We start from the raw sequence: 13,416 nt of genomic DNA, 5'->3' as shown, positions 1-13,416 counted from the left end.
AGAGTCAAGCGCGTTGGGGGAGCTTTTGCAGCGTTCCGGTCACCACGTAGCTCTCGACGTGGGGCCGCACCCAACCAGGCAGCGTGGACGCGGCCGGGTACTTCCAGGCCAGTGAGTGGAGCACGTCACACAGACCCCAGACTGCCGGCATCTCAGTTCGCAACAGAGTCACCGCCCTTACTTTGAGGTCGGCGAAGCCGTGCCGGCGTAAAATAGTGGTCAGTTGCACCGGCGCGATCTGGCCAGAGTGCAGGCGAGCGCGCTCGGCACTGCTGGGTTCGCTGCCGTTGCGCCCGCGTCGATAGTCAGGGTTTTTCGTAACGATGAAGAGGCTGGCGCCGTCACGCCCGACGCGCGCCATTTCACCGATGGCGGCCTCCTTGTCGGGGAAGTACTCGAGGGCACGAATGCAGATGATCGCGTCGGCGGTATCGCGGGCCAACGGGGCCGAGGTGAAGTCAGCGCAGACGCGCTCGACCGGCCCGCAGCCGGTCAAGTCATTCGCAAATTGCGCCAGCATGCCGGCGGAAATGTCGAGGGCAAACACCCGGCGCGCGTGAGCGGCGATTAGTCGCGTCCAGACTCCGGGGCCGCAGCCGATCTCAACCACGGTGTCGAACCGCGCCGGACTGAGAGCCCAGTCGAGCGCGAGCAGGGTCTGGAAGTAGCGCTTGCAGTCCCCCGGCGTTGTCAGCCAGCGCCGCTGGAGATAGGTCGACGCCGCGGCAATGCGCTGGTCGTAATAATTGCGGACGAAGCGTGCTTCTAAGGCCATCAGGAGTCGGACCGGGTTTGCTCAGTTGGCGCTGTCAAGAAGCGCGCGATCGCCCGTGCCGCCAGGGCATGGCCGGCGGCGTTCGGGTGATCGCCGTCATAGGGGATGAACAGCGATTCGTGGCCATGGTAAGCGCCGCGAAAGGCATCGGTCAGATCTATCAGCGGCAGCCCCTCGCGATCAGCCAGGCGCTTGAGCGTTGCCGGATAGCTGCTGTGTGGATAGGAGCGCGCGAGCGCCAGTGGGATCGGAAACGCGACCAACAGCGGGCGAAAGCCGTTATTTTCCGACAGCTCACGCAATTGCCGCAACGCCCCGGCCAATCGCTCCCAGCCGTCAGCGACGCGCGGGCTGTGGCGGCCCTCCAAGATGTCGGCGCGCAGTTGCGCCTGTTGGTCCGTGGCCCCAGGCGCGCGCAAGGCCCGCCAGCCTTGGAGCGCGCCGTACACTAAGCGCGAGCGCTTGATCGCGTTGCGCGCCGCGTACGCCGGTTCTGACTCCAGCAAGCGCGCCAGTGACGATGTCTGCTCCCGTCCCGGTAACACGAGCCAGCCATCTTCACTTACTTGGGCGGTCGACTTGTCGGCAATGTCGTTCCAACAAATCCCCACGATCACCCAATCGGGGTGATAACGGAGCCCCTCTTGTTTGAGGTAGCGGACTTCCTGCTCGGTGTTGTACGCCGGCACCGCCGTGTTGATTACTTCGACGGCCACGTCCGCCTCGTTCATGATCGCTGCCACCCGTTGCGTGACGACCTCGCCATCGGCCACGCCATATCCGAAGGTAATGGAGTCGCCCAAAAACAGTACCCGCGACCATCCGGCGGTACGCTCGTAGGGGACCAGCGGTCCCCGTAGCCCGCGCGCGTTAATGAGCACGGGTTGGTCGGCGCTGTATGCGCGCTGATTCGGGCGCAGGGCGAAGATGGCATTGGGGTCGGGTTGATAGGACAACTGGGGAAATCTCCAAGGCAACGGGCGCGGCAAGATCAGTCGAGCAGCGACTTCGCCGAGGGCCGCGGTGATTGCCAGGCTGGCCACGAGCAGCAGGACGTTTTCGCGCCAGCGTTTCGTGGCTTGCCGCGACCGGTCACGCACGACCCCGCGCCCTGCTTCGGCGGTCAGTTGTGCGTCCACTGCTCCGCCGCCGTTGCGCCGCCAGGCCGCCGCGGCATCGGCTGGTCCTGGCGGGCTGGGTCTGTCTTCGGTGGCGGCGCAATTAGGGGCGGTGCGCCGTCCCGTCTGGCATCAAGCAGCGCGCGGGCGACGAACTTGGGGTTGCCCAGCACGTAGCGCCGCCACTTGTGCGGCTGCTGCATCAGGATCTGTGCCCACTCCATGCCGAGATCGCGTACCCAGCGGGGAGCACGCTGCAAGCGGCCGGCCCAATGGTCGAATAGACCGCCGACGCCGACGCTGATGGGCACCCGCAGGGCGGCGCGATGCCGCTGAATCCACTGTTCCTGAATCGGATTGCCCATCCCAACCAGCAGCAGGTCGGGCGCGCTGGCGTTGATGCGACGTACCACCTCCGGCGCCTCGCGTTGGCCGAAGTAGCCATGGTGGTGACCGGCGATGGTGATGCCCGGAAACTCACGCCGCAGATGCGCCGCCGCCCGCTCGGCCGTTCCCGGCGCGCCGCCGAGCACGAAATAACGATAGTGGCACTCGAGCTTGGCCCTGAAGAAAGCCGGGAGCAGATCGGTCCCGACCAGATTGTCGCGCAACTGTACGCCTTTGAGCCTTGCCGCCAAACGTACCCCGGTGCCGTCGGCGAAGACGACATCAGCGGCGTTGAGCACGGCGCGGTACGCCGGATCGTCGCACGCCAAGTTGAGGGTGTGGGCGTTGACGATGAAAACGGCGCGGGTACGGGCCGGGCGCGTCGCAATCCAATGCTCGAACAAGGTGATGGCCTCGCGCTTGGTGGCGTCGGTGACCTGCACCCCGAGGATCGGTATCACCGGTAACCTGCCAGCGGTATAGGCTGAAAGCGCCGCGGCAGCTCTGACCGGCATACTCACGAGCGCCACTCCCGGCCCAACTGCCACAGTTGCTGCACGGCAGTCGTCAGGGCCATGCGGGTGAGCAAACGGGCGTGAGCGATAGTGAACGGTACGCGTGAGGGCTGCGGTGTAGCCGCGGGTGTGCCGAGTTGCATCGCCACTTCTTCGACCTGATAGCCGGCGAGTCGCGCTCGGCCGAGGATCTCTGCCGGCGCTAAAGCCCCGTCGGCGATAAATCGAATCCGCTCTAGGACCTCGCGGCGATAGGCACGAAACAGGCAGCTACAAGTTTGCCAGTCGTGCCCCAGAAACCGGTTGTAACTACGCGCGAGCACTCGGCTAAGCGCAGTTGCCGCCGCACCCGATGAGCTCTGGTTGCCATTGCCGCCGAGGCCGGCGGGCGTGGCGATGGCAGCGCCGCCCGCCAACGCCGCCAACAACTGGGGCAATCGCTCCGGCGGATAGACGGAGCTGACCCCGGTGGTACAGACGTAAGGGGATATGCAATGGGCAAAGCCGGTGCGCAGCGCCGCGCCCAGACCGAGGTTTTCCGGGTGGCGGAAGACCTCGACCCGGGAATCATTGCACGCCGCGCGTAACAAGGTGCTGAAGGTACCGTCGGTACTGCCGTCGTCGACGAAGATGAAATGCCAGCCGCGCGCCGGTCCGCCGGCTCGCATTGCGGCCAGACCTGCCAGTAGCGGCGGCAGGGCCGCTTCTTCGTTGAAGCAGGGGATGACGACCGTGACTGCCGCCGCAGTGTCGGGTGTCGAGGTCAATGCGCTCCTTGCCGTGACAAGACCGCCGGAATGGTTTTCAACAGAATCTTGAAGTCGAGGCCCAAGGACCAGTTGTCGATGTACTGCATGTCCAGCCGCGCCCACTCGTCGAACTGCGGCCGCCGCCCGTTGACTTGCCATAGACAGGTTATGCCGGGCTTGACGCTGAAGCGGCGCTTGTGCCAGCGCACGTCGATCCGGCTGACATCGCGCACGGGCAGCGGCCGGGGGCCGACCAGGCTCATCTCGCCGCGCACGACGTTGATCAGCTGTGGCAGCTCATCGATGCTCAGCCGCCGCAACCAACGGCCGAGACCGGTGATGCGCGGGTCGTTCTTGATCTTGAACACTGGCCCCTCGGCCTCGTTGAGCGATTCCAGCTGCGCCTGCATGCTCTCGGCGTCCACCACCATCGTGCGAAACTTGTAAGCCCGGAAGCGGCGGCGGTTGAGACCGACCCGCTCCTGCGCAAAGAACACCGGTCCACCCGATTCCAGCCTGATGGCCAGAGCAACCAAGGCAAACATCGGCGCGAAGGCCAGCAGGGTCACCAGGGCCACGACGATGTCGATGCTGCGCTTCACCAGCAGCGCCAGGCTCTCTTGCGGCCCCGTGTAGATCGTGAGCACGGGCTGACCCTCGAGTTCGTCGGGCACCGCCCGCGCCCAATAGAGCGAGGCGAGATGCGCCATCACCCGCACGGTGATGCCTTCTTCATCACAGATCGAGAGCAGCCGGGCGACCAGGGGTTGCGAGGTGTCGAGCGGCAGCGCCACGAAGATCTCGTCGATCGGCCCACGCGCCAATAGCGCTTCGACGCGGGCAATAACTGGATCGACCGGCTGGCCGGCGCCGCTGCCGGTGGCGCCGTTTCCGCCCTTGCCGGCGCCGTTACCCGCGAGCGCGGGCGAGGTCTCGATCACCTCAACGACATGGTAGCCGAGGTCCTGATGGTGAGCCAACTTCGCCATCAAGTCGCAGGCGTCGTCGCCGGCGCCAATGATGATGATGTCGCGCAGGTTGCGGCCGCGGCGGCGAATCCGCCGCGCGACTTCCCGCACCACGGTTCGCTCCAGGCTCAGGCCGATGAAGGCCATGGCGGTGAAGCCGGCCAAAAACAGATTGGTCACAAACTGAAAGTGCAGCAACGGCCCGAGCAGTACCAAGGGGCAAATGGCGATGAGAACTCCGGCGGCGAGGTCGCTCAGCAGTTGGCTGGGGGACGACAGCCGGTGCGAACGGTAGAGGCCGCGGCTGCGCAGCGCCAGGTGGCAGAAGCCCAGATAAGCGAGAAGGAAGAAGAGATTCTGTAGCTTGACGCGCATTTCGAGGATCGGCAGCCAGCCCTCGACGTGGGGCTCTTCCATGGTGGCGGCCACCGCCACCACGAAGCTCGCGCAGATCACGAACAAGTCCGCGAGCTCGAGCACTACCAGCAAGAATGCGCGGCGCGAAGTCATCAATCTCGTGCGCTGGACAAGGGCGCTGGTCCGCTGCCGCCCAGGAGTCGGTGCAGCCACGCCGGCAGGTAATCCTTGGTTCCGTGCATCACCACGCCCAGGGTGCGGCATTCGGCCAGCCGTGCCCGCTCCGCTGCCAGCCGTAGCAGCTCACGGGGAGTTACTTCAGTCTCGGCGACGATAACCAGGCCGTCACAGGCGCGGGCCAGCAGGGCGGCGTCCGCGGACTGCTCCAGCGGTGGCCCTTCGAGCAGGACTAGATCGGGAGTTGGCGTGAGGCGGCTCAGCCAATCGGTGAAATCGGACTGCCAAACCGTACGGTGGAGGTCGAGCGCCAACGGCTCCGTCTTTTCGCCACGCCCGCCGGCGTCGAGTAACTGCGTGAGGACGAAATGCCCCGCCGACTCAGCCAGCGTGGCGGCGAAAACGTCTAGGCCTAGGCCGCCGGCGTGGTTGGCCAAGCCGGTGGTCACGGGGCGTACGGTGGTGTTGGTGCCCGGACTGGCAAACACCACCAGCCGGATCGCTTCAGCGCCGCCGAGCGCGCGCAGGTTGCCCAGTAACGTGGCGTACGACGCGCTCGTCGAGCTGGTCCGCGCCAAAGCCGGCGGCGAGGAGCCCGGCTTCTTGACCGGCATCAGCGCCGGCTCGGGGTGCGCGCTCTTGCGCGGCACCGCCACCGGCTTGCTGACCGGTCGCTGGGGCTCGCGTTCGTCCTCTTCCAGCTGTTTCAGCACTCGGAAGTATTCACTCATGGGCTGTCCTTGTCACCGCCGCTGGGCGCGGAGTTCGGGAAATCGCAGCGCGTCGCCCGCCAGGATGCGGTTTGGGTCCGCAATCTGCGGGTTGGCCGCCTGAACTCGGCGCAACAGCTCGGGGCTGACTTCCCCGTAAGCCGCTTTGGTCAGCGCCGCCAGCGTAGTGCCTGGCGTTACGCGGATCACGCGAACGCCGGCATCGGGTTCGGCGTCGGGTTCAGCAGACGGAGCCAGCCAGCCGGCGGAGTCGTCAGAACTCTCTTGGTTGAGTGTCGGTGGCAATTGCGGCGGCGCGGCCACGCTCACCTCGATTTCGGGTACGGGCGCGCGCGCCAGCGCGACTTGCTCCTCGGCCTGGTTGCCGTCTCGCTCGGCTGCCAGCGGTGCGGCTTCGCCGGCATGCCGCCGCGGGTCTGGCGCCACCGCCGAGGAGGCGGCCATCGCAAGCTGCGGCGCGGCGATGGTGGCGCGCTCGACCGGCCGCGGTGGGCGGACGTTGCCGGCGATCAGCGCTAGCAGCCCAGCGGCGATGCAGAGGCTGGCGCCTGCGGCCAGCGGCAGTGATAAGCGACGGCGCGTGGAATCCGCCGCAGCGGACTGGCCGCGGCGATCATGCGCCAGCCCGCGCGCAGTCCAGTCGCTTGCCGCAGCCCGTACCCGTGCGCGCACTACGCGCTCGGCGCCTTGTCCGTACGCAAACAGCAGGGAATTGTGGCAGAGAATGTTCATCCGGCGGGGAATACCACGCGCTCGGCGCACTACCAGGCGCAGCGCCGGGCGGGTGAAGAGGGCAAGTGTGCCGCCGACCCGCTCCAGACGGTGAGCGATGTAGCGCCGGCTCTCTTGGCGGGTGAGCGGGCTCACGTGGCAGTGGACCGCGACCCGTTCCGCCACCTGGCGCAGCTGCGGCCGGCGCAGCTTGGCCTCCAATTCCGGTTGCCCGACCAGAATGATCTGGAGCAGCTTGGCGGTGAAGCTCTCGAAGTTGGATAGCAGGCGAATGTTCTCGAAAGTGTCGTCGTCGAGGTTCTGGGCCTCGTCGATCACCAGCGCCGCGATCGCGCCATCCTTGGCGCAGCGTTGCAAGAACACGTTGAGGCAGGTCAACAGCTCGACACGGTCACGGCTCTCGGACGGTGAGCCGAAATCGGCCAGCGCCTGCCGCAACATGTCGTCGAAGGCTAGCCGCGTGTTGGAAACGTAGGCCGAGTGGACCTCCGGGCCGAGCTGCCCGAGCAGGGAATACAGCAGCGTCGTCTTGCCCGTACCGACCTCGCCGGTCATGAGGACGAGACCGCGGCGGCCGGTCAGACCTATCTTCAGGGCGGCGAGCGCTTCCGCGTGCCCGGCGCTCAGGAAGAGAAACGCTGGGTCAGGGGTGAGCGCAAACGGCTCGCCGCTTAAACCGAAATGATGGATGTACATGGGTGCGTATCACTCATCGCCGAGGGCGATTGGCCGCACGGTTGACTCCATTGACCTACGGCGTCCGCCAGGTGGCAGCGCGCGCATACGACTCACCCCGGAATATCGGCCAGCAGCGGCAGCCCGGTAATGCGCCGGGCTTCGGCGGCGCTCTTGACGGCGGGGTCGAGGCGATCGCGCAGCAGCGCCATGACGAACCCGGCGATCAGGCTCAGAGCGGCGGCCAGTGCAAGAACCACCGGTCCTTTTGAGGGCTCCGGGGCGATCGGCACTTGCGCCGGCTCAGCCACAGTCACGTTCACAATGCGTGACTCGTCGAGCGCGTTCGAAAAGCGCGCTTCCTCTTCCTTTCTGACGTAGGTGAGGAAGGTCTCCTTCGCTGCCGCCACTTCTTTGTCCAACCGTTCGTGCTCGGAGGCGATCTGATCCAGGTGATCGAGTTTGGCGCGGGCCTCGGCGATGTGTGCCCTCAGAGCATCTTTGCGCGCCTTCACTGCGGCCATCTGTGTTCTCGCCTGCGCCAGCTCGGTCTCGAGGCCTTGATCGGCGGTGCCGAGATCGGCGGGCAGACCGCGCTCGGTGGTGCTGTCGGCGCCGAGTAGGCGTTGGGCCTCGGCGATTTGCCGATCGAGGTCCTGCACCTTGATGCTGGTGGGGGCGAACTTGGATAACAATTCACTGCGTTGCAAAGCCAACTCGGCGATGCGGCTCTTTACCAGTTGCCGCGGATCGGCTTGAGCCAGGCGGGTTGTGGCGGCCGCGCCGCCGATGGCTGCGCGCGGTTGCTTGACTAGATTCGCGAGAAAGTCCGCGCGCGCGGTGTTTTCAGCGAGCTCGGTATCGGCATTGACGAGCGCGGTTTCCCAGTCCTTCAGCCGGGTGTGCAGCACGGCTTGTTGATCCGGCACCGAGTCGGTGATGCCCTCGCGTTCGTAGAAGGCCCCGAGTGCCTCTTCGGCCTGACGTTGCTTGGTGGCGAGCAGCTCGCGCTGCGCTTCCAGAAAGCGGCGCGCGTCCAGTGTTTGGTTGAGGCGGGCGCGGCGTTCGACGTGGCGCGAGGCCAGTTCGTTGACCAGCTTCGCTGTCCACTCGGGTTCTCGGCCGGCGTACGAGATCTCGATCACACTCGACTTGCCGAGCGGCGTGATCGTGACGTCCTTGGCGACGCCGAGCACCCAGCGTTCGAAGGGGTCTCCGACGGGAACGCCGTGGATGCCGCGGTAGATCTTCGTGGGTAGAAGGATGACCGAGTTGAGGGCTGCGACCAGGCGTTGCGCCAGGGGCGCCGGCTCGTTACGCCGCGCGTTGAAACGCTCGCGATAAGGTTCGAGCGCTTCACGGACCAGGGCCGGGCTGCGCAACAGGGCGACTTCAGAGCTGAGATACTCGACGGTTACCCGATCGACCGTCGGCTTGGAGTCGGCCGCGGGTGAGACCACGATCTGAGTGCGCTCGGCGGTGGCCATCAGTTTAGCGGTCGCACGGTACGTTGGTGCCTGCAGCGCAACCAGCACCGCCGCGCTGGTCACGCCGCTGGCGAAGACGGCGGCGATCAGCTTGCGCCGGCGCATCAGCGTGGCAACGAGGTCTTGCCAGACTAGTAACGGTAGCGCCGAATCATTCATGGACCACTCCCGTCATTACGGTCCCAGAAAAACCCCGGGCTGAACTGGTAAAGCCCGCTTGATGTACAGATCGACGAAATTGTCGACATCGGCGATGAACGACGTGGGGACGAAGACGACATCGTAGGGCTGGAGCGGAATGTCTTGCTCGGGGTGCTCGCCACTCTCGACGGCTGCGACGTCGACTGAGTGACCGTTCGCCCGGCCTTCAGGGCTTCGCCGAATCAGAATCACCTGTTTGCGTTGGGCGGTGATCTGAAATCCGCCCGCTTGCTGAATCGCTTGGTACAGGGTCATGCCGCCGGTGAGCGGAAGAACGCCTTGGCGCCCGACCTCGCCGGCCACGTAGATCGGCGGTGTGCCCAATTGGCGGACGATGACGCTGATACGGGGGTTCGACAGCTCCTGCACGTAGCGCCCCGTCAGGTCAGCAGCGAGCGCCGCAGGTGTCAGCCCGGCGGCTTTCACGTCGCCGATCAGCTGGAGGGAGATCATCCCGTCTGGCCGCACCACCACGTCTTCATTGAGTTCCGGGCTGTTGTAGAATTTGACGCTGACGGCATCGCCGAGTTGCAGCACGTAGGTGCCGGCCGCCGCTGGTGCGGCGCTCTGGAGCGTTGGTAGCGGTGGGCTGGGCGGCAGGCGCGAAGCCGAGCACGCCGCCAACGTGAGCGAGGCGGCCAGCACCAACCAGGGCGCGGGAGTGCCGAACGGGATTGTGGATCTGCGCGTTGCCATCAGGCCAACCGCACCCATTTCTCCGGCAGTTCCACCGGCGTTTGCCGTTGCAGGATATCCATCAGTACGCGCACACGCTCGCGCGCGGGCAGGCGTTGTTCGACGATCGCGGTCAGGCCCCGAAACGGGCCGGCGACGATCCGCACTTCGTTCTTCTGCGCCAGGCCTTGCCCGCAGCGAATCAAGCCGTCGGGCGCCTCTTGGCTGCGCAGGTAATCGACGACCTCGGCACCGAGCGCCGACGGCCAGCCGCCGAAGCTAACGAAGGCTTTCACGCCCGGAGTCCACATGACGCGCGCAAACTCGTCCGGCAAGAGAGCGCAAACGAACAGGTAGCTTGGAAACATCGGGCCGATTTCGCTGCCGACTACCGGACGCGGCCATTGGATGACGCGCGGCAGGTAACTGCCAATGCCCTTTTCCTCCAGGAACCGCTGCGCCACCATTTCGCGATGTCGCTTTGTTTGAACGACGTACCAGGCACGGGCTGGCGCACCGTTCAGTTGCTGCTCCGGCCTGCCTATAGCTCCGCCCGACGGGCCCATAGTCTGTTCCAGCCCTCCTTCTTCTGTGGCCCATCCTCGATTGCGGCCGCATTTGGTCTTGTGTCGCCCTGAACAGCCGCGCACCCGCTGTTCGGTCCAGGGCCATTCCGGACTCTCGCCAGAATGATCAGCCAACGGTTCCCGACTAACGCCTGATAAGCGTCGGCCGAGAATGCCGAAGGGCGGCCTCTGCCCGCCGCACGCGATCATCAACGTGCGCGACAAAGACCTCGATGGCCTCGGGCTCGATCTTGTGAAGACTGGCTAACTCGATCGGAGTCAAAAAAAACCCCGCTCGCGCCGCCGCGGCTTCAGCATCTTGATAGAAATCGCGGCGGAAGCTGTCGTCACAGATGAGCTTCCCCAGCGCTGCTTCCACGGCGCGCTGGCTCATACACTCCTCCCCTTGGTAGACGTGTCGTAAATCGCGGTTGTCCTAATCCAGCCGTCAGCACAACGCCGACAGCGGGGTAGCAGACCAAGAACCGAGCCACTGCCGGGATGCTCTGTGATCAAAGCGGAAGGGCGAACACGATGCCCCTCCCAGACCAAGTGCTCAATTAACGCTGGATCAAATGATCAAACTGGCCCGGCGCTGGGCATCAGCGGACTGAAAATCCGTACTTCTTCATTCGATAACGCAGGGCGGGACGGCTAAGCGACAACAGGCGCGCTGCCGCGGAGACGTTCTGATTGGTGCGAGCCAACGCCTCGACGACCAGGCTCCGGTTGAGTTCGGGCAGGTCGATGCCGGTTTCCGGTAGCTCTATCAAGCGGCGCACGGCGGCGGTGGAGCCGGGCTGCATATCGAGCTGACGAAAATCTGCCGAAGTCAGCAGGCTGCCGTCGCTGAGGATCACCGCGCGCTCGATGGCACTTTCCAATTCGCGCACGTTGCCGTGCCAGCTGCGAGCCGTCAGGTAATGAACCACCTCACGTGAAAGACCAGGCACCCGGTTGATGCTCTGCCGCTCGAGCCGAGCCAGGAAATGCTGGGCCAGTGGCACGATGTCCTCGGGGCGCTCACGCAGCGGAGGGACGTGTAGGGGAAAGACCGACAGGCGGTAGTATAGGTCGCGCCGGAAAGTCTCCGCCTCGACCCGCTGAGCCAATGGGGCGTTGGTGGCAGAAATGATGCGCACGTCGGCAGTGCTGGGCAACGGGCTACCCACAGGAAAAAAAGTTCCCTCCTGGATGAATCTGAGTAGCTTGGCCTGTGTTGTTAACGGAAGTTCGGCAATCTCGTCCAGGAACAACGTGCCGCCATCGGCAGTTGCCAGCAGGCCCGGCTTATCGCAGTCGGCACCGGTAAAGGCTCCCTTCCGGTAGCCGAACAGTTCGCTTTCGAGCAAGGCTTCGGGAATCGCCGCACAGTTTATCGAGGTCATGCCACGGCTTGCGCGCGCGCTGTTGCGGTGGATTGCCCGCGCCATCAGCTCCTTGCCGGTCCCGCTCTCGCCGGTGAGCAGTACCGTTGTGTCGCGCGGCGCCACCCGGGCGGCAATGGCCAGGACGTGGAGCATTTGTGGCGATCGCGCCACGATTTCCGAAAAATCGAAACGTGAGCGCAGCTCGTTTTCAAGCTGCCGGCTTTCAGGCCGTAATCGAGGTGTCCAAATCTTGTGCACCGACTCCATGAAGTCAGTGCGCCTGATCGGCTTGAGCAACAGATCGGCCGCGCCCGCCTTCATGGCCGCCACCGCTGATCCCACCGATTCCCCGCTCCCGAGCATGAGAAACTCGGCCTCGGGTTTGGTGGCGCGGATTGCCCGCATCAGCTCGATGCCGTCGAGCTCACGTGCGGCCAATTCCGCAACCGTCAGAGGGAACGTACCCCGGCGATGCTGGGTGAGTGCGTCTCCCGTGCAAGACACCTCTGCCACGCGGTAGCCGTCGGCGCGCAGCCAGCCTGAGTAGGCGGCGCGCTCTGTCGGATCACTGCAGACTACGAGTGTGGCGTCTTCCATCCAGACCTGTCCCCCGCGTGGAGTTAGCCACCGCCTCCCCTCCTCCCACCTTTTCGCAGCAGAATTACCGTACACCATGGCGCCGTTAAATCAAACCATTTTCCGCAAAATTTTTCCCCTTTACGCCTAAAGAGCATCGGCAGAATCTGACACATGCCGCAAATTACACTGGACACGGTCCAATCGTCGCCGGTGCGGCGCCGCCACGGCTCCGAGATCCCCAGGACGCCGGATGCTGCCAGCCCGCGCAAGTTGGCAGGAGCCCGTCGGTTTGCTGCACTTGTTGGCGAGGTGGTCCCCCCCTTCTTCACCCGGCTCGCGAACCGGGGTAATGAGTGTGTCGGGAGGCGAGATCATGGGCATCGCGAACGATATGTCGGCATTTGCAGCCACCGTCGTGCGGCTAGGGCGCGGGCTCTACCCCAAAGTCACCGCGGAGCAACGGCCTGGTCCGGATGAGCAACTCGAGCTGTACGACTTCGAAGGTTGCCCATACTGCCGCAAGGTGCGTGAGGTACTCTGTGAGCTGGATCTCGACTACCTGGCTCATCCGGTAGCGCACGGCAGTCCGCGCCGCAGCGAGCTGGTGCAGCAGGGCGGCAAGATGCAGGTGCCGTATCTTATTGATCCCAACACCGGCACCGGCCTGTACGAGTCGGACGGCATCATCGAGTATCTCAATGATACCTACGGAGCCGGCCGCCGCGCCGGCTGGGCGCTGCCGATTCCTAGCCTTGTCGACAACCTCGACTCCGCCATCGCCAGCGCGGTCCGGCTGGCGCGCGGCACGCGCTCCCGCATCACGACCCCACGCGCGGCGAGGCTGAAACCGCTCACGCTGTTCAACATGGAAGGATCGCCCTACTGCCGTAAGGTGCGTGAATGCCTGAGCGAGCTGGATCTCGAACACCTTGTGCGCAACCTCCCGAAGGGGAGCCCGAAGCGGGCCGAGCTGGTCAAGCGCGGGGGCAAGATGCAGGTGCCGTATCTGATCGACCCCAACACCGGTAAGGAATTGTACGAGTCGGATGACATCGTCACCTACCTGGAACTGCAATATGGTCAGGGGACAGCGGCACATAAGGCTCGCAAGCCCGGGAACTTGGTGCGGCCGGCGCGGGCCAGCGCCGGCACGGCGCCGGCAGGGTAGGGCGGTTTTGTCGGGTCGGGTATGGTCGGACTACGGATGCGCGACAAATTTGTGGGTAACGTGGTTCGGTGTTATGGCCGTCATTCCCGCGAAAGCGGGAATCCAGTTTGGCGTTTGGCGCTATGGACAAGCAGTTCTGCGTTTACATCCTGGCCAGCAAACGGAACGGCACGCTGTACATTGGGG

General features: G+C 65.0%; 13 protein-coding genes. 1 reads left to right on the top strand and 12 read right to left on the bottom strand.

Annotated features, from left to right (window positions below):
• Positions 1-4 precede the first annotated feature (4 nt).
• The 12 genes from HY699_13200 to HY699_13145 form a co-directional block, all read right to left on the bottom strand.
• Positions 5-775, bottom strand: a complete 771-nt coding sequence (locus HY699_13200) for a class I SAM-dependent methyltransferase (protein MBI4516761.1) — start codon at positions 773-775, stop codon at positions 5-7.
• Positions 775-1,914, bottom strand: coding sequence for an SGNH/GDSL hydrolase family protein (locus HY699_13195; protein MBI4516760.1), 1,140 nt, complete (start codon positions 1,912-1,914; stop codon positions 775-777). The genes HY699_13200 and HY699_13195 overlap by 1 nt, the downstream gene beginning before the upstream one ends.
• Positions 1,899-2,801, bottom strand: a complete 903-nt coding sequence (locus HY699_13190) for a WecB/TagA/CpsF family glycosyltransferase (GenBank protein ID MBI4516759.1) — start codon at positions 2,799-2,801, stop codon at positions 1,899-1,901. Before HY699_13190 ends, HY699_13195 begins: the two co-directional genes overlap by 16 nt.
• Positions 2,798-3,562 carry a glycosyltransferase family 2 protein gene (locus tag HY699_13185; protein MBI4516758.1) on the bottom strand — a complete coding sequence of 255 codons (765 nt, stop codon included), beginning with the start codon at positions 3,560-3,562 and terminating at the stop codon, positions 2,798-2,800. The genes HY699_13190 and HY699_13185 overlap by 4 nt, the downstream gene beginning before the upstream one ends.
• The gene (locus HY699_13180; GenBank protein MBI4516757.1) at positions 3,559-5,022 is read right to left on the bottom strand and encodes a sugar transferase; all 1,464 of its coding nucleotides are present in this window, start codon (positions 5,020-5,022) and stop codon (positions 3,559-3,561) included. The genes HY699_13185 and HY699_13180 overlap by 4 nt, the downstream gene beginning before the upstream one ends.
• Complete coding sequence (locus tag HY699_13175) at positions 5,022-5,777, bottom strand: hypothetical protein (GenBank protein ID MBI4516756.1); 756 nt, start codon at positions 5,775-5,777, stop codon at positions 5,022-5,024. The genes HY699_13180 and HY699_13175 overlap by 1 nt, the downstream gene beginning before the upstream one ends.
• A gap of 12 nt (positions 5,778-5,789) precedes the next feature.
• A complete protein-coding gene (locus HY699_13170) occupies positions 5,790-7,205 on the bottom strand; it encodes an AAA family ATPase (protein ID MBI4516755.1) in 1,416 nt (471 codons plus the stop codon).
• 92 nt (positions 7,206-7,297) lie between these two features.
• Positions 7,298-8,830, bottom strand: coding sequence for a hypothetical protein (locus tag HY699_13165; protein ID MBI4516754.1), 1,533 nt, complete (start codon positions 8,828-8,830; stop codon positions 7,298-7,300).
• A 15-nt stretch (positions 8,831-8,845) separates the two neighbouring features.
• Complete coding sequence (locus HY699_13160; protein MBI4516753.1) at positions 8,846-9,568, bottom strand: polysaccharide export protein; 723 nt, start codon at positions 9,566-9,568, stop codon at positions 8,846-8,848.
• Complete coding sequence (locus HY699_13155; GenBank protein MBI4516752.1) at positions 9,568-10,014, bottom strand: KOW motif-containing protein; 447 nt, start codon at positions 10,012-10,014, stop codon at positions 9,568-9,570. The genes HY699_13160 and HY699_13155 overlap by 1 nt, the downstream gene beginning before the upstream one ends.
• Positions 10,015-10,258: 244 nt before the next feature.
• Positions 10,259-10,507 carry a hypothetical protein gene (locus tag HY699_13150; GenBank protein MBI4516751.1) on the bottom strand — a complete coding sequence of 83 codons (249 nt, stop codon included), beginning with the start codon at positions 10,505-10,507 and terminating at the stop codon, positions 10,259-10,261.
• Between the two features lie 208 nt (positions 10,508-10,715).
• Positions 10,716-12,080, bottom strand: a complete 1,365-nt coding sequence (locus HY699_13145; GenBank protein MBI4516750.1) for a sigma-54-dependent Fis family transcriptional regulator — start codon at positions 12,078-12,080, stop codon at positions 10,716-10,718.
• Positions 12,081-12,435: 355 nt separating this feature from the next.
• Between HY699_13145 and HY699_13140 the strand changes: the two genes are divergently transcribed.
• Positions 12,436-13,230, top strand: coding sequence for a glutathione S-transferase N-terminal domain-containing protein (locus HY699_13140; GenBank protein MBI4516749.1), 795 nt, complete (start codon positions 12,436-12,438; stop codon positions 13,228-13,230).
• Positions 13,231-13,416: the final 186 nt, after the last annotated feature.

This window comes from Deltaproteobacteria bacterium (assembly GCA_016210005.1).
In the GTDB taxonomy this organism is placed as follows: domain Bacteria; phylum Desulfobacterota; class Binatia; order HRBIN30; family JACQVA1; genus JACQVA1.
Note: the sequence above shows the minus strand (reverse complement) of the source record. Positions and strands in the feature narration are given on the sequence as shown.